At 59.3% G+C, this 26,003-nt stretch carries 25 protein-coding genes and 1 tRNA gene; 8 read left to right on the top strand and 18 right to left on the bottom strand.

Annotated features, from left to right (window positions below; translation table 11 throughout):
* Positions 1-83: 83 nt before the first annotated feature.
* Positions 84-1,511, bottom strand: a complete 1,428-nt coding sequence (locus K2Q04_RS10405; protein WP_291162953.1) for an RsmB/NOP family class I SAM-dependent RNA methyltransferase — start codon at positions 1,509-1,511, stop codon at positions 84-86.
* Position 1,512: 1 nt separating this feature from the next.
* Positions 1,513-2,466 carry a zinc metalloprotease HtpX gene (htpX, locus tag K2Q04_RS10410; RefSeq protein WP_291163271.1) on the bottom strand — a complete coding sequence of 318 codons (954 nt, stop codon included), beginning with the start codon at positions 2,464-2,466 and terminating at the stop codon, positions 1,513-1,515.
* Between the two features lie 191 nt (positions 2,467-2,657).
* On the opposite strand from htpX, the gene K2Q04_RS10415 reads away from it, so the two are divergent.
* On the top strand, positions 2,658-2,861 hold the full coding sequence (locus K2Q04_RS10415) for a DUF1674 domain-containing protein (protein ID WP_291163274.1): 204 nt from the start codon (positions 2,658-2,660) through the stop codon (positions 2,859-2,861).
* Positions 2,862-2,895: 34 nt separating this feature from the next.
* Here the strand turns inward: K2Q04_RS10415 and acs are convergent, their stop codons facing one another.
* The 5 genes from acs to tsaD form a co-directional block, all read right to left on the bottom strand.
* Positions 2,896-4,842 (bottom strand): acetate--CoA ligase, encoded by a 1,947-nt coding sequence (gene acs, locus K2Q04_RS10420; protein WP_291162954.1) that lies wholly within the window; start codon positions 4,840-4,842, stop codon positions 2,896-2,898.
* A 147-nt stretch (positions 4,843-4,989) separates the two neighbouring features.
* Positions 4,990-5,658 carry a methyltransferase gene (locus K2Q04_RS10425; RefSeq protein WP_291162955.1) on the bottom strand — a complete coding sequence of 223 codons (669 nt, stop codon included), beginning with the start codon at positions 5,656-5,658 and terminating at the stop codon, positions 4,990-4,992.
* On the bottom strand, positions 5,655-6,095 hold the full coding sequence (locus K2Q04_RS10430) for an EVE domain-containing protein (RefSeq protein WP_291162956.1): 441 nt from the start codon (positions 6,093-6,095) through the stop codon (positions 5,655-5,657). The genes K2Q04_RS10425 and K2Q04_RS10430 overlap by 4 nt, the downstream gene beginning before the upstream one ends.
* A gap of 375 nt (positions 6,096-6,470) precedes the next feature.
* Positions 6,471-7,466, bottom strand: a complete 996-nt coding sequence (locus tag K2Q04_RS10435) for an NAD(P)H-dependent glycerol-3-phosphate dehydrogenase (RefSeq protein ID WP_291162957.1) — start codon at positions 7,464-7,466, stop codon at positions 6,471-6,473.
* A 59-nt stretch (positions 7,467-7,525) separates the two neighbouring features.
* Complete coding sequence (gene tsaD / locus K2Q04_RS10440; protein ID WP_291163277.1) at positions 7,526-8,596, bottom strand: tRNA (adenosine(37)-N6)-threonylcarbamoyltransferase complex transferase subunit TsaD; 1,071 nt, start codon at positions 8,594-8,596, stop codon at positions 7,526-7,528.
* A 160-nt stretch (positions 8,597-8,756) separates the two neighbouring features.
* On the opposite strand from tsaD, the gene hemC reads away from it, so the two are divergent.
* From hemC to K2Q04_RS10460, 4 genes are all read left to right on the top strand, one after another.
* A complete protein-coding gene (gene hemC / locus K2Q04_RS10445) occupies positions 8,757-9,689 on the top strand; it encodes a hydroxymethylbilane synthase (RefSeq protein ID WP_291162959.1) in 933 nt (310 codons plus the stop codon).
* Entirely contained in the window at positions 9,689-10,414 is a 726-nt protein-coding gene (locus K2Q04_RS10450; RefSeq protein ID WP_291162961.1) for a uroporphyrinogen-III synthase, read from the top strand. The genes hemC and K2Q04_RS10450 overlap by 1 nt, the downstream gene beginning before the upstream one ends.
* A gap of 132 nt (positions 10,415-10,546) precedes the next feature.
* Positions 10,547-12,265, top strand: coding sequence for a hypothetical protein (locus K2Q04_RS10455; protein WP_291162963.1), 1,719 nt, complete (start codon positions 10,547-10,549; stop codon positions 12,263-12,265).
* 20 nt (positions 12,266-12,285) lie between these two features.
* Positions 12,286-14,007, top strand: coding sequence for a heme biosynthesis HemY N-terminal domain-containing protein (locus K2Q04_RS10460; protein WP_291162965.1), 1,722 nt, complete (start codon positions 12,286-12,288; stop codon positions 14,005-14,007).
* 101 nt (positions 14,008-14,108) lie between these two features.
* On the opposite strand, the gene K2Q04_RS10465 is transcribed toward K2Q04_RS10460, so the two are convergent.
* Positions 14,109-14,843 (bottom strand): outer membrane beta-barrel protein, encoded by a 735-nt coding sequence (locus K2Q04_RS10465; protein WP_291162967.1) that lies wholly within the window; start codon positions 14,841-14,843, stop codon positions 14,109-14,111.
* Positions 14,844-15,468: 625 nt separating this feature from the next.
* On the opposite strand from K2Q04_RS10465, the gene K2Q04_RS10470 reads away from it, so the two are divergent.
* The 3 genes from K2Q04_RS10470 to K2Q04_RS10480 all read left to right on the top strand — a co-directional run bounded on the left by K2Q04_RS10470 (position 15,469) and on the right by K2Q04_RS10480 (position 16,497).
* Positions 15,469-15,544: transfer RNA gene (locus tag K2Q04_RS10470), tRNA-Thr, on the top strand.
* A gap of 286 nt (positions 15,545-15,830) precedes the next feature.
* A complete protein-coding gene (locus K2Q04_RS10475) occupies positions 15,831-16,157 on the top strand; it encodes a hypothetical protein (protein ID WP_291162969.1) in 327 nt (108 codons plus the stop codon).
* Positions 16,108-16,497: a DUF3800 domain-containing protein gene (locus K2Q04_RS10480; protein WP_291162971.1), complete on the top strand. Its 390-nt coding sequence runs from the start codon at positions 16,108-16,110 to the stop codon at positions 16,495-16,497. The genes K2Q04_RS10475 and K2Q04_RS10480 overlap by 50 nt, the downstream gene beginning before the upstream one ends.
* A 210-nt stretch (positions 16,498-16,707) precedes the next feature.
* Here K2Q04_RS10480 and K2Q04_RS22220 read toward each other — a convergent pair whose 3' ends face one another.
* The 10 genes from K2Q04_RS22220 to K2Q04_RS10525 all read right to left on the bottom strand — a co-directional run bounded on the left by K2Q04_RS22220 (position 16,708) and on the right by K2Q04_RS10525 (position 25,461).
* Entirely contained in the window at positions 16,708-16,941 is a 234-nt protein-coding gene (locus K2Q04_RS22220; protein WP_366935750.1) for an AlpA family phage regulatory protein, read from the bottom strand.
* A 260-nt stretch (positions 16,942-17,201) separates the two neighbouring features.
* Positions 17,202-17,726, bottom strand: a complete 525-nt coding sequence (locus K2Q04_RS10485; RefSeq protein WP_291162973.1) for a copper chaperone PCu(A)C — start codon at positions 17,724-17,726, stop codon at positions 17,202-17,204.
* 21 nt (positions 17,727-17,747) lie between these two features.
* Positions 17,748-18,671: a copper homeostasis membrane protein CopD gene (gene copD / locus K2Q04_RS10490; RefSeq protein WP_291162975.1), complete on the bottom strand. Its 924-nt coding sequence runs from the start codon at positions 18,669-18,671 to the stop codon at positions 17,748-17,750.
* A 12-nt stretch (positions 18,672-18,683) separates the two neighbouring features.
* Positions 18,684-19,109, bottom strand: coding sequence for a copper resistance protein CopC (locus K2Q04_RS10495; protein WP_366935749.1), 426 nt, complete (start codon positions 19,107-19,109; stop codon positions 18,684-18,686).
* Positions 19,054-19,992, bottom strand: a complete 939-nt coding sequence (locus K2Q04_RS10500) for a hypothetical protein (RefSeq protein ID WP_291162979.1) — start codon at positions 19,990-19,992, stop codon at positions 19,054-19,056. Before K2Q04_RS10500 ends, K2Q04_RS10495 begins: the two co-directional genes overlap by 56 nt.
* A 47-nt stretch (positions 19,993-20,039) precedes the next feature.
* Positions 20,040-20,396, bottom strand: coding sequence for a DUF2946 family protein (locus K2Q04_RS10505; RefSeq protein WP_291162981.1), 357 nt, complete (start codon positions 20,394-20,396; stop codon positions 20,040-20,042).
* 153 nt (positions 20,397-20,549) lie between these two features.
* Positions 20,550-20,945, bottom strand: a complete 396-nt coding sequence (locus K2Q04_RS10510; protein ID WP_291162983.1) for a hypothetical protein — start codon at positions 20,943-20,945, stop codon at positions 20,550-20,552.
* Positions 20,946-21,375: 430 nt separating this feature from the next.
* The gene (locus K2Q04_RS10515) at positions 21,376-23,718 is read right to left on the bottom strand and encodes a TonB-dependent receptor plug domain-containing protein (protein ID WP_291162985.1); all 2,343 of its coding nucleotides are present in this window, start codon (positions 23,716-23,718) and stop codon (positions 21,376-21,378) included.
* 118 nt (positions 23,719-23,836) lie between these two features.
* The gene (locus K2Q04_RS10520) at positions 23,837-24,220 is read right to left on the bottom strand and encodes a DUF2946 domain-containing protein (RefSeq protein WP_291162986.1); all 384 of its coding nucleotides are present in this window, start codon (positions 24,218-24,220) and stop codon (positions 23,837-23,839) included.
* A 242-nt stretch (positions 24,221-24,462) separates the two neighbouring features.
* A complete protein-coding gene (locus K2Q04_RS10525) occupies positions 24,463-25,461 on the bottom strand; it encodes a site-specific integrase (RefSeq protein WP_291162988.1) in 999 nt (332 codons plus the stop codon).
* Positions 25,462-26,003 lie beyond the last annotated feature (542 nt).

Here is a 26,003-nt window from a genome sequence, read left to right on the forward strand (position 1 = left end):
GCTCGATCAGACGTTTGAATTATCCCTGGACCCGCGCCAAAACAAGGCGCGCGGATGCAACATACTGTTAGCTCGTTGTTAGCTCAGGGTGACTTCACCAGAGATGCCGCGAAAAAGCCGTCGAGACCTCTGAGGCCTTCCGGCATGTCCTCGAAGTGCGAGGGCAGCGTCCGAAGATCGCCCGCGCTCGTTCTCCATGACAGCGGGATCGTTGCCTCATCGAGCATGATTGGGCGGCGTGCGAAATCGGAATGACGGGCGAGAAATGCATCGATTTGCTTTTCGCCTTCCTCCGGCTCCAGCGAGCATGTGCAGTAGACGAGGACGCCGCCCGGCTTCAAGAGTCCCGCGGCACGGTCGATCAGATTGGCCTGCAGGGCGGCCAGGGCGGGAACGTCCTCCGGGCGCTTCAGATACAGGATATCGGGATGGCGGCGGATCGTGCCCGTCGACGTGCAAGGGCTATCGACCAAGATCGCGTCGAATTTCGTCTCGGACGTGAATGTCAGCGCGTCTCCGACGACAGTGTTCGCAGAGAGCCCGAGGCGCGCGAGATTTTCTCCGAGGCGTGACAATCGTCCGGCGGATTTGTCGACAGCCGTGACGTTCGCGCCGAGTGCCGCGAGCTGAGCTGTTTTTCCTCCGGGCGCCGCGCACAGGTCGAGTACCGAGAGGCCAGCGACATCGCCGAACAGCTTGACGGGAAGAGCCGCGGCGGCGTCCTGCACCCACCACGCGCCCTCATCGTATCCGGGCAGCTCTTCGATGCGTCCGGCTTGTGCGCACCTTATCGAGCCGGTCGGCAGGACGACGGCGCCGATGCGCTCGGCCCACATTGCCGGATCGGATTTGACCGTTATGTCGAGGGCCGGCTCGACCAATGATGCGCGCGCGATCTGGCGAGCTTCGGCCGGGCCGTAGGCGGCGCTCCAGCGCGCGAGCAGCCAATCAGGAAATGTCAGCGCAACATTATCGAGCGACGCGAGGCGGCCAGGCCCGCTTTCGCTTACGCGGCGCAAGACGGCGTTGACGAGATTTGCAAAGCGCTTGCCGTTCGTGTCCGCGTGGCACTGATCGACTGCAAGCGAAATCGCTGCATGCGGCGGCGTTTGCAGCAGAAGAAGCTGGGCCGCGGCGGCGAGGAGAATTTCGTCCAGGCGGCCGATATGTTCGGGAAGGGGCTTGGCGATGTAGGTGCGGAGTACGGCCTGCAGCGCGCCGCGATTGCGTAGAGCGCTCGTCGCAATGAGACGCGCAAACGCACGATCGCGCGGAGCGAGGTCGCGTACGGCGCAAGCTCTCGCGAAGCTGTCGTCGAAGGGCCGGCGTTCGATCAGAACAGAAAAAAGCGCGGAGACAGCGGCGTCGCGCGTCTTCAGGCCATCGGCGGCGGGCGAGGGCGTGCGGGCCGCTGCCGTCTTCGGCTTGTGGTCGCGCTTGCCGTGTGGTCGCGCTGCGCCCGGGCGAACTCCAGCCGTGCGAGGGCCATTTCGATTTGTGTTGTTTGACACTTCAGCCCCAGGGGTTCGGTGGCTTGGTATAATTCTGACCACCGATCCAGACTTCACCCGGACGGCTGCTGCGACCAGACGTTTCCATTCCGGTGGCGCCCATATCGCGCGCCAGCGCCTCGAGCGCAGCGATGCGATTTACAACATTCGGGTGTGTCGAGAACAGATTATCGACGCCGTGGCCGTTCAGAGGATTGATGATGAACATGTGCGCGGCCGCCGGAATTGCTTCAGCCTGATCGTTCGGGATGCGGCGGGCGGAGCTATCGATTTTCCGCAGCGCCGAGGCGAGCCAAAGCGGCCTGCCGCAAATCATCGCGCCAAGTCGATCAGCCTGATATTCGCGGGAACGACTTATCGCCATTTGCACGAGGCCGGCTGCCATGGGCGCCAGAATGATGGCGGCCAGCGTGCCGATCGCGCCAAGTGCGCCACGATCGTTACCGCGGTTGCCACCGAACAGCATGCCGAACTGCATGTATTGCGCGACCATCGAAACCGCGCCGCCGATGGTTGCGGCGACTGCCATGGTCAGCGTGTCTCGGTTCTTGATGTGCGCAAGCTCGTGCGCGAGCACTCCGGCAATCTCTTCCTTGTTGAGCGCCTCGAGAAGGCCGGTCGATGCGCAGACGGCTGCATGCGAAGGGCTGCGCCCCGTCGCGAAGGCGTTGGGCTGCGGATTGTTCATGATGTAGACGCGCGGCATCGGCAGATCGGCGTTGCGCGCCAAATCGCGGACTATCGAATAAAGTTCGGGGGCTGAGGTTTCGCTGACTTCCTGGGCGTTGAACATGCGGAGCACGATGGAGTCGGACTTCCACAGGCTAACGGCGTTCATTACGAGTGCGATGAAGAATGCAATGACAAGGCCGGCCTGGCCGCCGATGAGAGCGCCGAGCGCGACGAAGATTGCTGTCATCGCCGCCAGCAAAAGCGCGGTTTTAGCATAGTTCATAGGCATTTGATCATACTCGCGACACGGGGTCCCAAAGCTAGTCTGCAACCTTACAGCCGCGTATATATGGTGTCCGAAGTATTCCATAAAGGCGAGCCGCGGAAAAAGCTCGCGGAACCGCCGGTTAAAGGACGTTTGTCATAATGACGGTCGCAGATCGCACAGGCGAAGATCAGACGGGCGAAGGCCCGATGGGCGTGGACCGGCGAGACGACGCCCAGCCTGCTCCCCGCGTGTTGACGCCGGAAGCCAAGCGGGCGCTGGAAGAGGCTGAAGCGCGGCGTAAGGCGCAGGCGGCCGAGCCCAAGCCGCCTCGTGAGGTCGGCGGCAGAGACGGGCCTGATCCCACACGTTTCGGCGACTGGGAGAAGGGCGGCATCACCTCAGACTTCTGATGCCGCCGCCTGTGGTCTTCGCGTGGTTCGAGCGCTAGATCACGCGCCTGTTCTGGCGATTGGTGATGAGATCGTCGACGACGGCCGGATCGGACAGCGTCGAGGTATCTCCCAGGCTGCCAAAATCGTCCTCCGCAATCTTTCTCAAGATGCGGCGCATGATTTTGCCCGAGCGCGTTTTCGGCAGTCCGGGTGAAAACTGGATGAGATCCGGCGAGGCGATCGGCCCGATTTCACGGCGGACGTGGGCAACGAGGTCCTTTTTCAGTGCCTCATCGCCGCTTTCGCCGATGTTGAGCGTTACATAGCAATAGATGCCCTGGCCCTTGAGATCGTGCGGATAACCGACGACCGCGGCCTCTGCAACTTTCGGGTGGGATACGAGCGCACTTTCGACTTCGGCCGTCCCCATACGGTGGCCCGAGACGTTGATGACGTCGTCGACGCGACCCGTAATCCAATAATAGCCATCGCTATCGCGGCGGCAGCCGTCGCCGGTGAAGTACATTCCCGGATACGAAGAGAAGTAGGTTTGAACGAACCGTTCGTGGTCGCGGTAGATGGTTCGCGATTGTCCGGGCCAGCTATCGAGAATCACGAGGTTGCCTTGCGCTTCACCGCCAAGGAATTGACCTTTGTCGTCTACGAGCGCCGGGCGAACACCGAAGAAGGGCTTCGTCGCAGAACCGGGTTTTAATTCTGTAGCGCCGGGAAGCGGCGTGATGAGGATGCCGCCGGTTTCGGTTTGCCACCAGGTGTCGACGATGGGGCACCGGTCGTCGCCGACGACGTGGTGATACCATTCCCAGGCTTCCGGATTGATCGGTTCACCCACCGAGCCGAGGAGGCGCAGGGACGACCGGCTGGAGCCTTTGACGAAGGAGTCGCCCGCACCCATCAAAGCGCGGATGGCAGTCGGCGCGGTATAGAAGATCGAGACCTTCCACTTGTCGACGACGTCCCAGCACCGCGATGCCGAGGGATAAGTCGGCACGCCTTCGAACATCAGCGTCGTCGCGCCGTTCGCAAGCGGTCCGTATACGATGTAGCTGTGTCCTGTGACCCAGCCGATATCGGCCGTGCACCAATAGATGTCGTCTTCCTTGTAGTCGAAGACGTATTGGTGCGTCATCGACGCGTAGACGAGGTAGCCGCCCGTCGTGTGTACGACGCCTTTCGGCTTACCCGTCGAACCCGATGTGTAAAGAATGAAAAGCGGGTCTTCGGCACGCATTTCCACCGGCTCGCATTCGGCAGGAACGGTTTGCAATTCTTCATGCAGCCAGAAATCGCGGCCGTCCGTCCACGGCACGGGATTGCCGGTGCGGCGAACGACCAGCATCTTTTCGTCGCCCTTGCAGCGGGCGAGCGCGGCATCCGCGTTTTTCTTCAGCGGAACGGGCTTGCCGCCGCGAAGAGCTTCGTCGGCCGTTATGATGAGTTTTGAATCCGCGTCCTCTACCCGGTTCTGCAGGCTGTCCGGCGAGAAGCCGCCGAAGACGATCGAATGGACGGCGCCGATACGCGTGCACGCAAGCATCGCGTAGGCTGCCTCCGGAATCATTGGCAGGTAGATCGTTACGCGGTCGCCCTTCTTGACGCCGTGCTTCTTCAACACATTGGCGAAACGTTGCACGCGCTCGTGGAGCCGGCGATATGTGATCTGCTCGCTCTCGTTGGGATTGTCGCCTTCCCAGATGATCGCGACCTTATCGCCCCGCTTTTCGAGGTGACGATCGACGCAGTTCGCCGAAACGTTAAGGGTGCCGTCCTCGTACCACCGGATGTCTACGTTGACGGGTGCGAAGCTCGTGTTTTTGGCGCGCGTATAGGGCTTGATCCAATCGAGCCGCTTTCCGGCGTCCGACCAGAAGCCCTCGGGGTCGGCAACCGACCGTTCGTACATCGCCTCATAGGAATCAGCGTTAACATAAGCCCGCTCTGCCCATTGAGGGGGCACCGCGTAAACTTTTTCCGACATTAGAAGCGCTCCTCCGGTTGACCGTCTGCGTAGCGGCCATTTCCCGTATTATGCTGTGACCAGCGCCGCTTCACAACATGCTCGATGGTGCCCGGACGAGCGACATCAGAAAAAATTCCGCGATTTGATACCGCACCGCCGCAAGACCTATCCGCCCCACACGGTCGTGCGCTTAATGTCGTAGTCCTCTAGCTCCCGGGTTACCGGGACTTGATATTCTGCGAGCGGTGTAAACCGTCCGTCCGGAAAATAGCTTCGACGTGGATCGCCGATGTACACCGAGCATCCGAGGGCCTTTGCCCGGTCGATGTATTCGACGACGCGGCCGGCCAGTTGGCGCTCATAAAAGAGGTCGCCGACGATGACAACGCTGTCGGCTGGCGGTTCTCCCTCAAGCAGATCGGCATCGGTGGTCTCGATTGAGGTAGCGTTGGCCTCGGCGTTTATGGCGCAGGCGGCGATGGCCAAGCCGTCGATATCGGCGGCGAGGACCCGGGCGGCGCCCGTCTTGGCGGCCGCAATTGCAGAAATTCCGGAGCCCGCGCCGATGTCGAGAACGGTCCGGCCGCGGCAAATCTCAGGATGATCGAGCAGGTATCGGCTGACCGCTTGGCCTCCAGCCCAGGCAAATGCCCAAAAAGGCGGGGGAACGTTAAGCTCGCCGAGTTCGTCCTCGGTCTTTTGCCAAATCGGCAACGACTCTTCCGCAAGCCGCAACGTGATCTCGGGGACCAGGGGTGGTGCGATTGGCTTCGTATTTTCGACGATGAACCGTTTGGCGCTTCGAGGATCAGCGGGATCGAGCCGGTCCGTCATGAGCCCTTGAGCGTCTTTAGATCGACACCGCCCATTTTGCAGATTTCCTTCCATTCCTCGGCGGACACAGGTTGTACCGAGAGCCGTGAATTGTTGACGAGCACCATGGCGGAAAGCTTGGGATTTGCTTTGACGGCGTCAAGGCCGACAGGCTTCGGCACCGGCTTGACCGCTGCAACGTCGACGCATTCCCACTTGCCGGTATCGTCTTTCGCTTCGGGATGCGCGGGCGATATGACGCGCAAGATGCCGACGATCTCCTTGCCCTCGTTCGAGTGATAGAAAAATCCGAGATCGCCAACTTTCATTGCCCGCATGTTGTTGCGAGCCTGATAGTTGCGAACGCCGTCCCACGCTTCGCCTTTCGGTCCGCGGGAAACGAGATCGTTCCACGAGAAGACATCGGGTTCGGATTTCAAGAGCCAGAAGGCGGTCATGGGCTTGGCCTTTGCGTAGGGGGCATCGTGCTAGCCCGAAATGACGGGCTGCTCAAGCGAATGCCTACAAAAGCAAAAACCCCATGCTCGGAAAGCATGGGGTTTTAGACGCGACACGAAACTTTGGCGGCTCTGTCGAGCGGCGGGCTTGCGACCTCTCTGGATCGCGTTGCCAATCTGTTTGATCGTTATGTCAGCAATGCCTTGATATTCGGTAAAGGCAGTCTGCGGGTGAGCACTCGCGTTCGAAATAGTCGAAATACTCATCGGCCCCGCAAGAGCGGCCAATGGCGGATCATCGGGCCCTTGCGCGGACGTATATCGTGCGCTCGTTGCAAAACGTCGCAGACGATTTGGAAGCCGGCGCGGGTCTGATCAGTCTTCCGCCTTCAACGGCCGCTGCATCAATGCCGTGATCGCTTCATCAACGAGAAGCCGGCCTTCGATGATCCCGTGCACGGCTTCGGCGATCGGCATCTCGACACCTTTCTCGTGCGCGAGGCGGACAAGTGCCGCGCAGGTGTAGACGCCTTCCGCCACGGATACCCTCGCACCGAGGAACTCGCCGAGGCTGCGGCCTTCGCCAAGAGCGCGTCCGAGAGACATGTTGCGCGACTGGGCGCTGCCGCAGGTCAGGATGAGATCACCGAGCCCGGAAAGACCGAGAAGCGTTTCCGGTCGCGCGCCCATCGCTTCGCCGAAGCGGCGAAGTTCGGCGAAGCCGCGAGTGACGATCGCTGCGTGAGCGCTCGCTCCGAGGCCGCGGCCCTCGACGATGCCCGCCGCGATCGCGAGGACGTTTTTCACCGCGCCGCCGAGTTCCGCGCCGAGCACGTCGCTCGACCAATAGAGACGCATTTGCCGCGAGGAGAGCGCGGCCGTCAGCGCGCGCCCGGTCGTTTCGTTACGGCATGCGAGTGTCAGCGCAGAGGGCAAGCCACGTGCGACGTCGGCAGCGAAGCTCGGTCCCGACAGTACCGCGCGGAGTACTTGTGGTGCGGCTTCTTCAAGGACGTCTCCCATAAAGCGGCCGGTCGTCTGTTCGATACCCTTCGCGCAAATGATGACCGGCGTGTTTTGAGCCAGTTGCTTGGCGAGCTTACCCATCACGCCACGCAGATGCTGGGCGGGGACGACGGCGAGAAGAGCGTCGGCCCTGGCTACCGCTGAAAGGTCAGTCGTCGCGCGGATCGCGGGATTGAGGCTCACGCCGGAGAGGAAGGTTCGATTGACGTGCCTCTCGTTGATGTCATCGACGACTTCGGGCTCGCGCGCCCAAAGCGTAACTTTGATGCCGCCATGCGCCAACGTCTGTGCCAGCGCCGTGCCCCACGCGCCGCCGCCGACAATGCTCACCGAATTTATTTGCAAGCGTGCCCCCGAGATCAAATCCGCTTCAGCTTAGCACGCAATTCTGACGACCGCTGCCGCTAGGCTTTTACGCCGGCTCCCGCTGCTTTCGCCGCATCGGGATCAAGCGGCCAGCGCGGCTTTACGGGCGAGTCTAGCCCGTCGACGAGCCCAAGCGCCAGGCGTTCCGCTCCGGCCCACGCAATCATCGCGCCGTTGTCGGTGCAGAGTTCGAGAGGCGGCGCGCGGAAGGCGAAGCCGAATTCGTCCGAAATCTCGACGAGCGTCGATCTCAACGCCTTGTTGGCTGCGACGCCGCCTGCGGCAACGAAGTTTCGCGGCGTTCCCTCGGGCAACAGCAGAAGGACGGAACGTATCGCCGATCTCACCCGGTCGGCGACGCTGTCACAAACGGCTGCCTGGAACGATGCGCAGAGGTCGGCAATATCCTGTTCGGACAGGGGTGAGATTTTTGCGGCGGCATGGCGGACCGCCGTCTTGAGCCCGGCGAACGAGAAATGCGGGTCTTCGCGTCCGATCATCGGGCGGGGCAGATTGAAGCGTCGCGGATCGCCGTTCAGAGCTGCTTTTTCGACGGACGGACCTCCGGGCATGGGGAGGCCCAGCAACTTAGCCGTTTTGTCGAAAGCCTCGCCGAGCGCATCGTCGATCGTCGTCGCGAGCCGACGGTAACGGCCGACGCCCTCGACCCATAGGACCTGCGTATGTCCGCCCGACACCAAAAGCATCAAGTACGGAGGGCGGATGGCGTCGGTCAGGCCGGCCGTCAGTGCATGGGCCTCGAGATGGTTGATGGCGAGAAAGGGTATACCGGTGGCGAGCGCCAGGGCTTTGCCGCTGGTCGCGCCGACGATCAGGCCGCCGATGAGGCCCGGCCCAGCCGACGCCGCGACGGCGGAAAGATCTCCGAGGGAAACGCCCGCTTCGTCCAGGGCTTTCTGAACGAGGAGATCAAGGCATTCGGTGTGCGCGCGGGCCGCTATTTCCGGTACGACGCCGCCATAGATGGCGTGGCTGTCGAATTGGGAAAGAACTACATTAGATAGGATGCGGCCAGTGCCTTCCGCATCGCGCGCGACGACCGCGGCGGCGGTCTCGTCGCAGCTCGTCTCTATGCCCAGCACGAGCAGGGCAGAGGGAGCAAATTCGGTAAGCTGGACCATATGATCTGGAACTTGCCGCCGCGAGGTTGGAATTCGCGCGCCTTTGGAGCATTAGTATCGCCCGAATACCGGCACTCATCCCAGCACCCGGGTACGAGTGCCCCGCCTAGCATCCGGAGAAACCTTTTTGCAAGCGACCCGCATACGCATCGGGACTAGAGGCTCGCCTCTAGCCCTGGCCCAGGCACACGAAGTGCAGGCGCGCCTTACCGCCGCGCATGGCCTGCCGGAAGGCGCCGTCACGATCCACGTCATCAAGACGACGGGCGACCGTGTGCTCGACCGGCCGTTGGCCGAAATCGGCGGCAAGGGGCTCTTTACCAAAGAAATCGAAGAGGCGCTTTTCTCGAACGACGTGGATGTCGGCGTCCATTCGATGAAAGACATGCAGACGGTGCTTCCCGATGGGCTGGTCATCGGCGGTGTGCTGCCGCGCGAAGATCCGCGCGACGCTTTCATTTCGTTGAGGCATGCCGATCTCAGCGCACTTCCTCTCAATGCGGTCGTCGGAACGTCGTCGTTGCGGCGGAAGGCGCAAGTTCTTAATGCCCGGCCCGACCTTCGCGTCGTCGAATTTCGCGGCAATGTGCAGACGCGGCTTCGCAAGCTCGAGGAGGGCCAAGCCGAGGCGACGTTTCTCGCGGTGGCCGGCTTGAAGAGACTTGGCATGGAGGACCGGATCACGGCGCCGGTTTCAACGGATGTGATGTTGCCTGCGGTGGCGCAGGCGGCAATCGGGCTTGAAGTTCGCGAAGGTGACGAAGCTACCGCCGCGCTCATTGCGGCGTTGAACGATCCAATGACCGCCTCGGCGGTTACCGCCGAGCGGACATTTCTTGCTCGCCTCGAAGGTTCTTGCAGGACGCCCATCGCCGGTCACGCGACGATCGCCGATGGCATCATGCTCTTCCGCGGGCAGATTCTTACGCCCGATGGCCGGCAGGTCTACGACGTTTCTAGAACCGGCGCGCCGGAAGAGGCTTCCGATCTTGGCCTTGCAGCGGCCGATGAAATCCTGTCTGAGGCGGACCCCGCGCTTCTTATCCGGTCGAAAGTCTGATGCACGTCATAGTTACGCGACCAGCGGGCGATGCCGAGCCTCTCAAATCAAGCATCGAAGCGCTGGGCTGGCGGGTCACGCTCGCGCCGCTCATCGACATCGTGCCGAACGACATACCGGCTGACGCGCTCCGCGATGCGACTTCGCTGATCGCGACGAGCCGCAGTGCGTTGACGCCCGCGTTGGGAGCGCTGATCGACTTGCCGCTCTTTGCGGTCGGGCCCGGTACGGGCGCAGTCGCGCGGAGCATAGGTTTCACGAAGGTCGTCGAAGGTCCGGGAACCGGGTCGGAGCTCGTGCCCATACTCACTTCGCGGCGGGCGGGGCTGGGTGAACGCCCAGTGTATCTTCGCGGTGACGTTGTTGCATTCGATGTCGAGGGCGCGCTGGGGGAAGCCGGCATCAAGGTCAAGGCCGTGAACGCCTATCGATCAGTTGCGGCTGAAGCGTTGGATAAGCCGGTGATCGATGCGCTCCAAAACGGCGATATCAATGCGGTAACACTGATGTCGCCGCGCACTGCCAAGACCTGGGCGAGGCTCGTCGGGGCGTTATCGCCGCCGGTACAACTTTCCGGCGTAACCCATCTCTGTCTTTCGGATCGCGTCGTCGAGGCCTTGGGTCGATCGGAAAAAGACTTTAAGGTTCGGGTGGCTTTACATCCTAATCTCGAAGAAATGATTGCGCTCGTAAAACGTCTCGCGGCAAATTCGAAAGCGGAGTAATAAGCGCGTATCGCCGGTTAGATGTCCCGGCAACTGAGCCATCTCAACCTGACAAAATTTTGGCTTGAATGCCCGACTACGAAGCGGGATCAGGTGGCGTTACGCGAGTTCCGTGTGGAGGCTAAAGCTTCAATGGCAGACGACAAATCGAGTGCAGGATCAGGTAGCAAGCGGCCTTACGCGACGCTCGACCTCAAGGCGACCGAGGTTGAGATTACCCCGGTGAAGGTTGGGGCTTCGTCGGCCGGGGCAAAGGCTTCGGCGACCGGTGTGCCCCTTCCGGCGGCGGCACGATCGTATGCAGAAAAGCCATCTGATGCTCAGAAGGCGAGTGCCGCTCAATCGCAGGCCGATGCCAAGGCCGACGCGATGCCGGAGTTCCTGAAGAAGGACAACGCGAAAGCGGAAGCCACGTCGTCGGCTTCTTCGGCTTCCAGCCGTGCTCGGGACAGCGATGACGAGATCGCCGTCCGGAAGGGTGGCGGGTTTTTCAGCCACCTTGCGGCCGGCGTTGCGGGCGGCGTTCTCGCGCTCTCAGCTTATCAATGGGCGCTTCCTCAGCTGGGGCTGCGCGGTTCCAACGATGAAACTGCCGCGCTTTCGGAGCGCTTGGCGGCCGTCGAGAAAAAACAAAGCATCGCTGCGCCCGCGCCGGATTTGAGCAGCATCGAATTCCGTCTCTCAGATCTCGAGACGGCGACGAAGAAAATCCCGGCTATCACGGAAAGCCAGAATCGCCTCGTTGCGGAAACGAAGGCGGCGCTCGCGTCGGCGGCGTCGGATGCGGGCTCGCCACAGCTCATCGAGCGTATTGGCAAAGTCGAAGATAAGTTCAAGGCGCTGGCGGATGCGGGCGTCAACGATCCCAATGCCAACCGCATCGAACAACTCGCGGGGCTGACCGGTAAAGTCTCCGATCTCGAAACCAGCCTTGCGACGCAGCTTACGGCGTTGCGCGTCAGCGTCGCCAAAGACGTCGAGGGACGCGTGCAAGCGGCAACGGAAGCCAGCGAAGCCGCGCGGGCTGGAACGCAGCGGATAGATAAGGATGTCGCCGGTTTGAAGACCGACGGCGTGCGTATCGAAGCTGAAATCGCGGCGGTGAAAACCGCGAACGATCACATCGCAGCCGATCTCAAGATTGCTCAAGACGAGACGCAGAGCCTCAAAACTGCGCTCGATGGATTGAAAACGGCTGCCGCCAAGCCGGCAGATATCACGGCTGCTGTTCAGCCTCTCACCGATCGTACGGCCGCTCTGGAGAAGAGCGTGCAGGATGTCGTGCAGGGAGATGCCGTTCGGAAGGAAAGTGCTGAGCGCGTGGTGCTCGCACTCGAGCTGCAGAATTTGCGGCGTGCGCTCGATAGCGGGCAGAACTTTGCGAGCCAGCTCGCGGACGTCAAGAAAGTCGCGGGCAATACCATCGATCTATCGGCTCTCGAGGCTTTGAAGGAAACCGGTGTTCCATCTCTCGCGGAACTCAACAAGGATTTCAGGTCTGCCGCCGATCGCGCCATCGATGCCGACGCCGAGCCTGATAATGCGGGTGTCGTCGATCGCCTCTGGGCCGGCGCAAAATCAATCGTCCGCGTCCGTCGCGTCGATCTCAAACCTGAAGACAAGAGCACAGAAGCGACTGTCGGGCGTATGCAGGTCGCGTTGAACGACGGGCGTCTGCCGGATGTGCTCGAGGCTGCCAAGGATCTTTCGCCAAAAGCGCAGGATGCGGCGCGACCCTTCCTCGATAAGGTTTCCGCGCGCGTCAGCGTGGATACCGCGCTTGCCAACCTCGAAGCTCAACTGAAGTCATCTATTGCGACCGGCTCTCAGCCGACGTCGAAGTCGCCTTAATCATTCAAGGGGTTTGCGTCATGGTGCGCCTCGTCGTCTATTTGGTCACGATCGCTCTCATCGCGTCCGGCCTTGCCTGGCTTGCCGACCGGCCCGGAACGCTGCAGATCGCCTGGCAGGGCTATGATATCGAGACGTCGGTTTTCCGCGCGGTCGTTATCCTGGCGGCGACCGTGGCGACGCTCGTGTTCTTGTGGTCCATCTTTCGCGCGCTTTGGAATAGTCCGGCTGCCATCGGCCATCGTTTGCTGCGGCAACGACAGAAGAAGGGGCTCGATGCTCTTTCCGGCGGTTTGATTGCGATCGGAGCGGGCGACAGTGCGCTGGCTTCGCGCTATGCGCTGCAGGCGCGCAAGACATTGCCGCACGAGCCGTTGACGCACCTTTTGCGTGCGCAGTCCGCCGAACTTGCTGGCGATCGCGCCGCGGCACGTCGCATCTACGAAGCAATGCTCGCATCGCCCGAAACGGAGCAGCTCGGCCTTCGTGGGCTTTTCCTCGAAGCACAGCGCGAGGGCGCAGGCGAAGCGGCCCGGCAATTTGCCGATCGGGCGCTCAAGGCCAATCCAAAGCTCGGATGGTCGTCGACGGCGCTCTTCGAACAGCAGTGCAAGCAGAAGGATTGGTCGGGCGCACTGTCAACGCTCGATCACGCCAAGAAGAGTGGCCACATCACGAAGGCCGTCGCCGATCGCAAGCGCGCCGTTCTCTTGACGGCGAAGGCTGTCGCCATCGAAGACGATGCGCCGGACAAGGCGCTCGCTTGGTCGCTCGAAGCGCACGGGCTCGCACCGGATCTCGTACCTGCGGCGGTCATTGCCGGGCGTATCCTTGCGTCGCGTGGCAATACCGCCAAGGCTGCGAAGGTGCTTCAGAAGACGTGGACCAAATCTCCGCATCCGGATCTGGCAGCGACTTACGCCTACGCCCGTATCGGCGACAGCACGCGCGATCGTCTCGACCGTGTGCGCCAGCTTGCGGCCCTCAATCCGCATTCGATCGAAAGCCCAATTGCCGTTGCCACCACGGCGACGGAAGCGCGGCTGTACGACGAAGCCCGCCGGGCTCTCGAGCCGCTTCTTGCCGATCGCCTCACGCAGCGCGTCGCTATGCTGATGGCGCGCATCGAAGCTGGCGAGAACGGCGAGAAGGGCCGCGTTCGCGAATGGCTGGCGCGGGCGATGAACGCGGCTCGCGATCCGGCCTGGATGGCAGACGGCGTCATTTCCAATCACTGGGAGCCGACATCGCCGGTCGATGGCCGTCTCGATGCCTTCCAGTGGCGCGTGCCGGTTGAGACGACCGATGGCAAGGGAAGCGAAATTCTCGCGAGCAAGATCGACGAGCTTATCGCGATCGCGCCGGTTGCGACGAAGGACGATGCCGAGCGTTCCGATACCGGACGCTCCGACAATCCGGATGATGTGGAAAGCAAACTTTCTCAGGATGATATCGTCGAGGCTGAACCCGTCACCGTTACGGTCAAGCCAAACGGAGCCGGAGGCGAGCCGAAAGCTCAGTTTCCAGAAGCGTCAGTCAATGGTGTCGCTCGGCCTCTGCCCGCTGCCGACGACACGATCAATGCAGCCCGGCGGGTGACAGCTCCGGATCGGGCTCCGGTCGCGAAGCCCGAACCGCAGGTCTATGTCGCGCCTCGAGCGCCGGACGATCCGGGAACGGATCCCATCGAGCCAGAACTCGAACAGCCCGTGGCGCGTCGAAACTTTCGTACGGTCAACTAACGACGAGGCTAGGCGGCCTATCGGCCGCCTGGTTTGGCCGAGCTCGCAGATCATTGCGAGCTACGGCCGGTATCTGCTTGCCGCGCTTTGGGCGGCGCAAGTTACTTGAGTGGGTAGGGTTCGGGTTCCCACTCGTTGCTGTACCCGCCAAACTTGTAACTGATTGCGATGCGCAGCGTGTCGATCGGGCCGAGGCTCGTCGCGATGTCCGATCCGCCGTTGAGTGCGGGAACATCGACGATGAACCTGTCCTTGTTGAAATCGAAATGCAGATACTCGGCGGTCAGGACGATGTTGTAGGCGAAGAGCAATTCGAAGCCGCCGCCGTAGACCGCTCCCATATCGTTAGAGTGGAATTTGATGCTTCCCGCGATCTCGTCGGCATCTCGAAAGGAGTAGTCGGCATTGCCCCAGCCGATGCCCGCGGTGCCGAAAACCATCATGTTGTCGAAGATTGCGTAGCCTAAGCGTCCGCGAACGGTGCCGAGACTGTCAAGCCGGGCGCTGGCGCTATCGATGCCCGGGCCGCCATCGTCCAGAATGGAGGTTTCGTTTTTGCCCGATCCCCACTGCCAATCGCCCTCGACACCAACGACGTATCGGTCGAACTGGAAATTGTACCCACCCTTCACGCCGTACGTCGGATGGTCTCTGCTGCCGGAATGAAGCGGCGGATCTCCGCCAACGTGGTCGTCAAAGAGGGTGGCACTTGGACTGTCGAAAACTGCGCTTGCAATGCCGCCGATGTAGAAACCTTCGAATTGGCCGGGTTGGGCGACTGCCGTTCCCCCGGTAAAAATCACTGCGATTGCTGCAATACCAAAGACTTTCACCATGACTAGAAATCCCTCACGCCGATAAATACCACTAAACACTGGGGCTAAGGGGTGCCTCGGGATTGATCCGTCTACAACTCAAACTGCGGTCCACGCGCAACATTTCTGTGCATTGGTTGTGGAGCCAACGTCGAGAGCGTTCAAAACGCCTGTCTGGCGGATGGACGAGTGGACGAAAGGCAACAACCGCCGACAGCGATTCGCGCGACGTCCGACGGGGGCTCAGCCCCGCGCGAAGTTCGATACGGTTGCCATGTGGTCCGGTTCGCGATCGAGGCGCTATCTTGGGACACACTCAAGCCGGATGACCAGTCGGCCAGAACCGGTCCGTTCCCGTGCCCTCCGTGCGGCGTTTTTGCCGGCATTGCCGCAATAAGCCGCTTTCAGAACAGCAGATTAGGGCTCCGCGGGCCTGTCTTTCCCGGCGACATCGTTTGCATCTTGCGATGTTGGAGTTGGTGCGCTAGGACGCTCGAACTCGATGCGCGATGCGCCGACTTCCGAGGTTCACCCGGCCTAATTTGCCGGGCACCAAGGATCACGGCGCATTCTGTGCTTAGAGCGTGCCGAAGCAATTTCGTGCACAGGATATCGACAAGCATCAAACCGGCTTTGTCGATTGTATGCCGCTTTAGCTCAGCCGGTAGAGCACGTCATTCGTAATGACGGGGTCGCGTGTTCGAGTCACGCAAGCGGCACCATTGTTTTCAATCACTTATCCCTCAAATCGATGGATTGGCGTCTCCTCTATTGGGCTTTAGGGCGCGATTAGGTCACGGTCGCCACGGTCTTGTTTTGCGCTCATACCATCTCAGCGCGCCACAGAAAAACGTTCAGAGGCAAGTGAGCCGTTATGCGGGATCGCAGTATCGAACCTCAGGCTCACTTTCGTGCCGCGCGGACGGCCCCGGAGTAATGCCGCCGGTTCTTCCCCCTACTCTGACCTTTGTTCATGGTTTGATAACGGCACGAACCGACGAGGCCGTCATGACCGCTGCCGACAATAGGGAATTTCACATCTACATCGACGAGACGAGCAAAAGCTCGACGTTCATGGGTGCAGGAGCGCTGTTCTCGCGTAAGGACTCCGCCCGCGAAATAAGCGACATGATGAGCGCCGCTGTCGTCTCACACGGTCAAAGAGCCGACAAAGAGATTCATTGGACGGAGCTTAAGAACCATCTCCTGCCACTCTATCAGGAGGTTGGCGTAAAGCTCATACGTTACACCCAGGTCAAGCCGTACAAGATGCGTTATCACGCTCATGCTCGAAAGCGCGAAGGTCAGCCGCGACATCAATCCCGGCATAGATAAGGACGAGCAGCTCGCGCGGTTCATCTTCCCGCTGATTTTTCAGTTCGCGGCCAACTTCGGGATGACCTCCGTTTTCCACGTTTTCATCGACTCGCCCGACGGCCGGGAAGGCCCCGATCCCGCATTGAGGTCCATGCTCAACAACAAGAGCTACTCCCACTTCAAGCAGCGCTCGGACCCTTTCCATACGGTGAAGTACGTCCGGTCGGAGAATAGCAGGCTCATCCAGGCCGTCGATTTGCTATCCGGTGCTGTTGCCTACGAGTCAAACTCGCTTCACTTGGCGAACAAAACCTCTGCCCATAACCGCGGGGCAGCTGACTTGGATCAAAATCCATAAGCCAGTTGCATGCCCCAATCGAACAAAGCTTCTTGAACTTGTGAAGCTCCGTCTGCGATTTTTCCGCCAACGCAACAAGACTTTCCTCGCCGGCATGCTCTGCAACGCTCGCTGCAACGACTTTGGCTAGCTGAAGGTTTGACTTGATTGCGACGGTTGACGCTGCTCTGATTTCCAACGTCCACTCATCGACGGTTTTCTTCAGTTTTTTCATGACCGTCCTCCGTTCACCGGTGAACGATCAATTGAGTTTATCCGGCCCTTGCTGCTTTTGGTTGGACGACTCGGAACTCGCGGTAGACTATCGATATCTGCTTCAACTTCTTGAAGCAGATAGCCGACGCGGCCATTTCCAATTTGCACCTTGCGTGGAAATTTATCGGCCAGTTCGAGCCGATAAATTTGACTTCGGGAGAGAGACGTTAAAAGCGCCGCTTCCGACATTGAAATAAGACGAGTCAATTGAGTTATACTCTTTCTCCATGGTGCACGGATAGATCAGCAGGTGTAGCGACCAGAGTCCATGACCTGGGTCACCTTTGTTTCAATGCAATTCATAGGGAGGTGAGCCATCGCGCGAAGCTATCTCTGATCCTTGTGCATCTGCATCGCGCCGATCGGCCACGCGCCTCGCGGATGCGCCTCGACGCTCCTAGCGGGGCTGATCGTCATGGCGTCGGTTCCCGTGAGCCGGGAGCCCCGCGCTATTGCATGTGGTCATGCATCATTTTGGAATCGTCCATCTTCATATCGCCCTTGCCGGTGTCGGCATCGGAGCTGTCCATGGCACCGATATTCTCGACCTTGTAATCGATGTCGACGCTGCCAGCCTTTTCGAAGGTCAAAGACCCTTTGATATTGGGTCCCTTGGCAATCGGCTTTTTTAGGCCCATCAACATCATGTGGTACGAGCCCGGATTGAACTTCACCGTGGCGCCCGGCTGGATTTCGACACCATCCTTGAATTGACGCATCGTCATCTTATCGCCGTCCATTTTCATCTCGTGAATCTCAACGTGGTCGGCGCCCTCGAATGCGCCGCCGGTCAGCCTGTCGGTTTCCTTGCCGTTGTTGGTGATGGTTAGATAGCCGGCGCCGACGGTCGCGCCCTCGGGCGTTGCTCGTGTCCATGGATGGACAATAAGCAAGCCGCTCTTCTCGAACTGGTGAGCAGCGACGAACACCGTGGTTGCGATGAGCGCCGTAAAAGCCACGAGCAGCTGTTTCATTCTTTCCTCCAAAATCTAAACTTATGAGTGATGCATCGCCGAGTGATCCATTAGTGCCGGCGGCATCGTCCCCAATGCCGCGACAATTGATAAAATAATCAACCCGAACGCTGTTTCGATGAGCGCGTTGCGGCGAATGGCCTGGATCGTTTGCGGCTCGGTGAGGTTCGGCGCAAGAGCGAACCGGTTGATAGCAGCCACGATCACCATCGAAAGAAAAACCGCGATCTTGATCAAGAGCAGCCTGCCGTATTCGGTAGTTTTGAGAAGTTCGACGCTTCCGACGAGGTTCCAGGTATTGACGAGCCCCGTCGCTGCGATGACCAGAACAGCAGCAACTCCGAGATTGGAAAATCGACGAGTTATTTCTCGGATGACGTCGACTGAATGTGGGGAGGCTTCTTTGGGAGGCGCTTGTAGGCAAAGCGCGAAAGGCAGCAGACCTCCAACCCAGGCGCCGACCGCAATGAGATGCAGGAGGTCGGAGGCAAGATGCACCTCTCCCTTCGGGCGTGGCGTGCTTCCGGCATGACCCGCGAATGCCAAGCCGCCGATGAATAGGATTGACTGCAAATTCCGCGCTATAAGTGCTTCGCGGCTTTCAGCTTTCCAAAGAAGCGTCACAGCCGTAAGCAATACGCCAGCCGCAAATCGAAAAAGCCATACCCGGCCGAATTGGGTATCTGCTAGCAGCGTCCCAGCCGTTCCGTCGGCGATTGCCGTCGTCCAAGGGGCGTCAGCAATCGCGCTGGTGACAGCGCAGAACCACGCTGCTCCCGAAGCCAACGCGACCGCCATGCTGATCCAGAATAACGAGCTTAGTTGTCGTAACGGGTATTGCCGTTCTAACCCTCGAAGAACGAGGGAAGCAAAAAAGACAACGCCCACGGCCTGGGCGGTCGCCGCGAAATGCAGCACGCGCCAAAAGATGAGCGTTGCGTCCACCTGGGCCTCAGATCATCTACCGACGTGGAAAGAAAAGCTACCTTGGGTTTTGTGCGTATCGACCGACAATGCATGCCAATTCACAGTGTACGATCCCGGTCCGAGACTTTTGACGCCGACATGAATAGTTGATCCCGATGCGCTGCTGCCGGTGTCTACACGGGCTCCCGAGGCGGCATGCACTGTTGCTCCGCTGAACTTCGGTTCAAGCGCCTCGGTAAAATGGAGATCGACTTGGCTCGGAGAGGAACCGACCGTGCTACCCACAGCGGGGCTCGCACTATCAAGGCGTGCGTGAGCTTCCGCTCCTGAGGAAAAGATCGCGGCCGACAAAGTGAGCACGGCGAGGACGGCGTGATTGGAGATTTTCATCGGTGACTCCTTATTGGTTCGAGGCAGCAAAGAGCGGCTGCCCGTAAGTCTTCGGGAAAATATCATCGAGATAGAAGTGGAGCTGGCCTATTCCGCCGGCGGCATCTCCGCTTGCGCGATTGACCGGAATGATTGCTTCGCCGCTGATCTGAAACTTATCACCCACGTAAATGATCCCAGGATTTAAGGTGCCCGTCGTCCGTTCTCCTTCCGCGAAACGGCCGGTTTCCGTTGACAAGTTCCACTCCACGAGGGGGATCAGACGGTTGATGAAATCCGGTAAGCCGGCGTCTTCGACGGCCGATTTCAAATAGGGCATGCTGTATTGAAGCGATCCGCCCCAGGCGATGGAGCGTGGGTTGAACGTCGTCTCGCCGTCATCGATCGTCGTTGATTCAGTCGGAATCGCGTAGCCAACTTGGCCAGTGATCGCGAGCGGCTTCAGGTATTTCAACTCCTCAGGAAGGAATCCGAAGCCTTTGCCGACAAAGAGCGCTGGCGCGAAAGTTGTGAAGGGTTCGGCGCCGATTGCGCTGCTGCCGGTGCCTCCCCAATCAACGTCGAGAGCGGCCGACATGACGAACTCATCGGTAGGATCGGTCACAAACTGAAATTTGAAGCTCGTTTCAAGATTGTCGAATCCGCTCGCCGTGGCGCCGCCGCGCTCTTTGAGATGTATCCATGTGTCACCCACGGAGATGCCGAAGTTTTCGGTTATTCTTTTCGAGATTTCAGCCGAAATGTCGACTTCGCGTGCGGACGGATCATCTCCATTGCGGAATGCGGCGACCGTCGGTAGGGACAGTTCATCGGCAACACACGGGTCGTCAACATTGAGTGTTGCTGGGAAAAATCGGTTGCCCACGAAGCAATGCGCTGATGCGTGGGATATGGGTAGACAGGCGATGACAGTCGCAACCGCGACCGCCCGCATGGATATGCGAGCCATGGAACCACTCTCCTGTTTAAACGACTGATCTAAAGCGCGGGCTACAATCAGACGAGGAGAGGGGGACCTCGGTTTAAGATTTGCTCCGGACGATGATCCGCCACGAGTTCGGTACTCGTGCTGCCGATTTGAATGTGGCCGAGCGCCACCGGCGCTACATGCAGCGACGGCTCGCTTGCAATACCGATGTCGAGGCTGGCCAAACCGGAGCAGATTGGGCAGCTTTTCTGGGGTTCCGGTTTCTCGCCCGGCGTGCCCTCGTCCGCGAGGTATTTGAGGCTGCCTTTATGGCAGATGACGATGTTGCCGCCGCTCGGTTCAAGCTGTGTCACGGCGACAGATGTAATGTGAACAGTCAGAACCCAGGCATTGAGAATCGCGCCCAAAATCGCAAGGGCGCTCACAACCTGCCTAATCCGACGGGCTCTGGCTCGCTTCATGACTGTCACTAGCGCATTTCCGCGAGGGCGGAGCAATACCCGGGAGGATACAGGATCGCAAAATTCGAAGAATAGGCAGTAGGCGTCAACAAGGTGGGTGCCCGCAAGGCCAATCGATCAGACTGCTTTCTTGGGTTTTCGGGGCCAAAATTCAACGGCGAACAGGGCCGCCACCGCCGCTAGGCAAATGGCGTAAACTAGTAGAACGAAGGGATTGAACACGACCCCGGCCCACTCAGGCATGATGATTTCGGCGGTGTTGAACGGTTCTACGCTGTGCATGCAGATTTCGAGCGCGGATTGAGCACGAAGCATGTCCGTATCAATTCGCATTGCCAATTCGCGAGCGGCCGCCGGATTATCGGATTTGCGCTGCAGCCGATCGAGTAGGGCTTTGGTCGCCGCGAGATACGCATGTGAGCAATCGTTGAAGGGGTTGCTTTCGTTCGTGAGACTTCCGGGCACTAATCCCCATAGGCAATAAGTGAACTGCAGGTTGACGAAATTCTGCAATGTTCGAGATCTTGAGATCTGGACTGATCTGCCGGCTGCCTAATTGGAGGATCGCACTCCGGTACTCTGCCATCACTCGCAACTGCCCATGCGTCAGATTGGGAATTGAAAGGCCCGAGTTGTTTTGGCTTTTCCGCTGATGATGGGCGTCCGCCGGTGCACTCAAGGCGAGCAAGCACGCGCAAAACGCCATAGCGATCCACAACAACGATGTGAGTCGCGTTGCCCCAATCTGTTCCTTCAATCGGTACAAGGGGGCTCCCCGCTCACACATTGGCCGTAGCGTCTACCGACGTCAGTTATTCCTAAATGTACACCCCCCCAACTCGCTTGCGTTTTCAACGCAGCGATTCCCTGTAGAGCTCAAGTCGCGATAGGATTGGTGCGTGGCCGACAAGAATTTCCCCTTCGGCCACGCTTCGACCGTGTTTTAAAACGTAACGGTCACGCCCGCGTTGAACGAACGTCCCTGGCCGGGAACAGGCGATATCAGTCCATCTGCTCCGGCAGCCGCATAGTCTGCCCAGTCGACACCGCCGAGCGGCGGGTAATAGAGCTTGTCGAATAGGTTCGTGATGCCGAAGTCAAAGCGCACGTTCTGCAATTGATAGCTGGATCGCAAATCGACAAGCGCGTAGCCGGGCGTGGTCGGTTCATGGCGCAATCCGTTGACGTCGTCCTTGGTACTAACCATCGTCAGCTGCACCACATTCGACCAGTTGCCAAGCCGATGATTGAGCGTCAGCTGCGCGTTGAGCGGCATCATGTGATACAGCGTGTCGCCCGTATCAAGGTTCTCGCCGTTGACATAGCCGATGATGCCGGAGAGGCCGAACTGGCCGTATACAGGGCTTTCCCAAAGATTGAGACTTCCCGAAACGTTGACACCGTAGAGCCGCGCGGCATGATTGGCAAACTGAAGGGTCACGAACTCGGATGACGGCATATCCATCGTGCCCATCCCGCCCATGTCCATGCCGCCACCCATGCTGGACTGCGACTTCAGGAAGTTCGCATCGATATAGTCCCGCACGTAGGTGTAATACGGCGTGACCTTGATCTCCCACGTACGGCGGGTACTATCATGCCAGCCAGCCGTAAAGCTCACTGTATTTCCAATCTCCGGTTTGAGATCGAGATTGCCGACGTAGCCGTTGGCATCGCCATACCAGCCGATCATATCTGCGGCCATGGCTCCCGTGCTCCAGGCATACCGTTCGTAGAGGTTTGGCGAGCGGGTTTTTCGCGCGTAGCCGATTTCGTATGTCTCGTTGGCCGATGGCTCATAGCGGGTGAGCGCCGTAACATCAAAGTTGGCGTCGGTGCGCGCATGGTTCCGTGCGTTGAATGCCGCCGCGTCATCCGCATACATCGAGCTGTATCCGGTCACGTCGCCGGTATTCATCCAGACCATGTCGTTGCGAACGCCAATTAGCGTGCTCCACGCGCGGTCCCATCGATGTTCCCACTCTGCAAAGGTTCCGAGGCGCTGGCGGGTGCCGTGATTGATGTCGACGAACGTGTCGGGCCCCATCATCGGCTCCATGCCTGCGACCGGCGGCCACCAGTCATTCAGCGTTTGGCGATGGAATTCGTTGCCGATGCGCAGAACATCCACAGTCGTCAAAGGTATTTCGGCTTTTACCGAATAACCCGCGTCCGTTCCGTCGACGCTCATCGGCATCGCGCCGGACTTATCCGCCAGCATATCCATCCGATGCTTTGTCTGATGGTAGTAGGCGCGAAAGTCGAGCGTGCCCCAATCGAAGTGCGTGAGATAGCGCGCATTAAAAAGCCACGCGTCATTGTCGACCATATCCATGCGCTGGTTGACGAACCCCTGGTAGGGAACCGAGGCATAGACGCCTTGGAACGTGAAGAGGTCGGCACCGTTCTTAATTCCCAACGACAGGGCATGATTATAGGCCTGATAGAGAGTCGATCGGACGATGGGGCCGTCGTCCCCTCGCGCATAATCGTCGGCCTTCGCCCACGCGCCCGTATAACCAAGACTGATATTTTGCGTAGCAGCTTCGGCATGCGCTGACGTCGCTATGCCGTCGCCGTTGCTGCGGTAGAAGGCAGAAATACTGCCCGACGTCCGGACGCCTTCACCAAGATCGGCAAACTGCGGGGGGCGCGACTCGACGTTGATCGTCCCGCCAAGGCTGTCGCCGCCTTTGCTTACCGGTGTAACGCCCGCAATTACATCGGCAGAGGCGACCTGAGACGGATCGATATATGACAGCGGCGGATTCATTTGATTGGTGCAGGCTGGCGAGATGACCATACCGTTGACCAACACCTTGACCCTGTCGCCGTTGAGGCCGTTGATCGCCGGCAGGCTCGAAATCCCTCCCGAGGAGTAGACGCTGACACCCGGCACTTGTGTAAGAAGTTGTGCCGTGTCGCTCGTGTTGGGCCGCTGCGATTGGATTGCCTGTCCGGAAAGACGGGTGGTCGTGAGAGGCACAGCGAGCCCCTTCGCTCCAACGCCAGCGGTCTCGGATGCCGGTGGTCCATCAAGCGGCGTGGATGAGGGAGCTACCGGCGCGGCATTTTCGAAATCCGCCTGCGAAGGTGCGGAAGACTGGATCTTTTTCTTATCTGTTTTTTTGGATGCTTGGCTTTTACGGTCCTGCTGAACGACGACCGGTGGCATCGTGGTCGTGTTTGGAACCTCCTGCGCAGCAGCTATTTTTCCGTGGCTGCTCAAGACAACAACTGTCGTCGCAGCTGCGCCAAGCAGCTGATTTCGCCGAGTACGATACATAATGCATTTCCCCACATGACCGCGATCGGCGCGCGCGAATGGGACGCCGTCTGATCAGCTCTTGGATGATTTGATTGAGGTGTGGCGGATCACTCGCAAAAGCGGACAATCCAAATCGTCATAGAGCGTGGGCGGGCGGACCGCGACTGCGCGCTTTTACGAGAAAGACGAGCGCAAGGATTGCCGCTTCGCTCTCTTCAATTTTCTGCCCGAGCGAGGCTAGCGGATTGACCGTCACCGAGGCCGCGGTAATCGCTAGTTGAAACGCGGCGAGGCCTTTGCAGAAAGGACAATTCGATGTTTTTCCACCCGGCTGTTCAGACCGGGATTTGCCGCTCTCGCAAATGACATCGGCGAAGCTGCCGAAGTCTGCGACAAAGAGAAAGTGCCTGAGTTCGGAAATAAGATGGTTCGGAAAAAGCGCAGCAAAGTTCACGACGCCCAGCAGCGCTAATGCCGCACAGGCGACACGAATGTCGCTCTTTCTCCAGGTCCCCACCATGAAAAAACGGTAAGGCGAGAGACGAGGGGCGTCAACCGGTTAGTTTGAAACGGGGTTCGCGTTTGGCGGTGTTGCAGCGGGACGGAGCAGACGCGGGTTATTCCTTGCGTCATGGGATAGAGCCAACGACTTCCGTTCAGTGGACGCGAGCCCTCGATTTCCTATTTGGATAATGCCGCCTTAAATTTCGGCGGAGACTCAGGAGGTGTTTTATCCAAGACTTTCCCGACCGCTTTTGTCTCTTATGCGGCGTTGCGCTGTGATTCGTACTTCTCGACGCAAATCCAAGCTAGCTCCTGCTCCCATTTGAACAGGGCCTCGCGGGCTTCATCCAAATAATCGTGCTGGTTATAGACCTTTCCTACTCCCGGGATCGCATCGGCGTGATTCTGGATTTTGCGAATGACATGGAGCGGTGTGCCAAGTCTCGCCAAACCAGTGGCAACAGTCCTGCGAATGTCGTGCAGTACCCAATCGCTAACACCGCTGGCTTCGTCTAGTTGGCTTTTCCATTTGGAAAAGCCAGAAACGCTTCGCCCTTCAGCACCGCGAGCTGGAAAGACCAATTCTCCGGTGTCTGGAATGGCTCGCAGCAGGTCTAGGGTGCGCGGTGTTAAGGGAACTAATTGCTCACGGGCTGATTTCGTACGCCAAGCCGGAATAGTCCATGTCGCATCCTCGAAGTCGATTTCATTCCTTCGCATGCCAGCGACCTCGTTACGACGCTGCCCAGTAAGTAAGAGCAACCTCACGATCGTCCCGAAGGGCTCTAAGAACCTTTCTGAAGCAATCCACACGGCGCGAATTTCATGGTTTTTCAGGAAACGCGAACGGCTTTGTTCTTTGGCGGGCATTTTCAACGTTAAACAGGGAGAGGCCGAGCAACGATCGTGCTCAACCGCCCACGAGAAGAATGCCCGGAGGCAGGCGAACGCTTGATTTGCAGCGCTCGGCCTTCCCTTTTGTAGGATCTCATCCAAGGCATCGCGAACGAGTTGCTTGTCTATGCTCTTTATCGAAAACTTCCGCCACTGCGGAAGAAAACAGCGCTCGAATGTCCTCTCGGTCTCTTTCCAAGACTTCTTGTGTCGCTTCGCATGTTTCTCAATGTAATCCTGCACAACAATTTCAAAGATTTGAGATCGCGGCGAACGCCGCTGCTTCATTGCCTCCGCGGCGGGGTCTATTCCCTTATCGACGTCCGCGAGGATGGCGCGACACTGGCGCCGCGCCTCGTCCAAGGTGTACTCGGGTCATGGCCAATCGTAGCTCGCCGTTGCCTACCCTCGATGCGATAGCGCGCATAATAGGTCTTGCGGCCTCCGTACGAAACTCGGATGCCAAATCCGCGCTCTGTCGCATGATGAAAATCGAGCTGTTTTCCTGCCTCGCCGGTTAGGCGATCGACGTCTCTCTGATTCCGAAATTTTCGCATGGCGTCTCACCTTTGTTCTTTAGGGTGCACTTAGGGATCAAGTGGAACCGTGACCTAAAGTAAGGTCGGGCAAGCCAAAATCCAATATTGTCTTGAAAAAACAAATAGTTGGCGTGTTGCATGATGATGCATGGAACATCATGAAACAGAAGACCCGCTTATTCGTAATGACGGGGTCGCGTGTTCGAGTCACGCAGGCGGCACCATTGTTTTCAAACACTTGCCCCCAAATCGACGGACCGTAGCTCGCGGTGCGTGACCTCTTTATATTCGACGCCGGAAGCGCCGACTGCGCCGGTCAGCAGTCTCGTCGGACAATCGATAAGGTCGATGTCACATCGAGAGGCG

Origin of the sequence: Hyphomicrobium sp., from assembly GCF_019753045.1 — a bacterium.
Classification (GTDB): Bacteria; Pseudomonadota; Alphaproteobacteria; order Rhizobiales; family Hyphomicrobiaceae; genus Hyphomicrobium_B.

Excerpts from the sequence above, each read along its gene's own strand:
- htpX (WP_291163271.1), bottom strand. The coding sequence starts at position 2,466 with ATGAACTATGCTAAAACCGCGCTTTTGCTGGCGGCGATGACAGCAATC.
- K2Q04_RS10415 (WP_291163274.1), top strand. The coding sequence starts at position 2,658 with ATGGGCGTGGACCGGCGAGACGACGCCCAGCCTGCTCCCCGCGTGTTG.
- acs (WP_291162954.1), bottom strand. The coding sequence starts at position 4,842 with ATGTCGGAAAAAGTTTACGCGGTGCCCCCTCAATGGGCAGAGCGGGCT.
- K2Q04_RS10425 (WP_291162955.1), bottom strand. The coding sequence starts at position 5,658 with ATGACGGACCGGCTCGATCCCGCTGATCCTCGAAGCGCCAAACGGTTC.
- K2Q04_RS10430 (WP_291162956.1), bottom strand. The coding sequence starts at position 6,095 with ATGACCGCCTTCTGGCTCTTGAAATCCGAACCCGATGTCTTCTCGTGG.
- K2Q04_RS10450 (WP_291162961.1), top strand. The coding sequence starts at position 9,689 with ATGCACGTCATAGTTACGCGACCAGCGGGCGATGCCGAGCCTCTCAAA.
- K2Q04_RS10455 (WP_291162963.1), top strand. The coding sequence starts at position 10,547 with ATGGCAGACGACAAATCGAGTGCAGGATCAGGTAGCAAGCGGCCTTAC.
- K2Q04_RS10460 (WP_291162965.1), top strand. The coding sequence starts at position 12,286 with ATGGTGCGCCTCGTCGTCTATTTGGTCACGATCGCTCTCATCGCGTCC.
- K2Q04_RS10465 (WP_291162967.1), bottom strand. The coding sequence starts at position 14,843 with ATGGTGAAAGTCTTTGGTATTGCAGCAATCGCAGTGATTTTTACCGGG.
- K2Q04_RS10475 (WP_291162969.1), top strand. The coding sequence starts at position 15,831 with ATGACCGCTGCCGACAATAGGGAATTTCACATCTACATCGACGAGACG.
- K2Q04_RS10480 (WP_291162971.1), top strand. The coding sequence starts at position 16,108 with ATGCTCGAAAGCGCGAAGGTCAGCCGCGACATCAATCCCGGCATAGAT.
- K2Q04_RS22220 (WP_366935750.1), bottom strand. The coding sequence starts at position 16,941 with ATGTCGGAAGCGGCGCTTTTAACGTCTCTCTCCCGAAGTCAAATTTAT.
- K2Q04_RS10485 (WP_291162973.1), bottom strand. The coding sequence starts at position 17,726 with ATGAAACAGCTGCTCGTGGCTTTTACGGCGCTCATCGCAACCACGGTG.
- K2Q04_RS10495 (WP_366935749.1), bottom strand. The coding sequence starts at position 19,109 with ATGATATTTTCCCGAAGACTTACGGGCAGCCGCTCTTTGCTGCCTCGA.
- K2Q04_RS10500 (WP_291162979.1), bottom strand. The coding sequence starts at position 19,992 with ATGGCTCGCATATCCATGCGGGCGGTCGCGGTTGCGACTGTCATCGCC.
- K2Q04_RS10515 (WP_291162985.1), bottom strand. The coding sequence starts at position 23,718 with ATGTATCGTACTCGGCGAAATCAGCTGCTTGGCGCAGCTGCGACGACA.
- K2Q04_RS10520 (WP_291162986.1), bottom strand. The coding sequence starts at position 24,220 with ATGGTGGGGACCTGGAGAAAGAGCGACATTCGTGTCGCCTGTGCGGCA.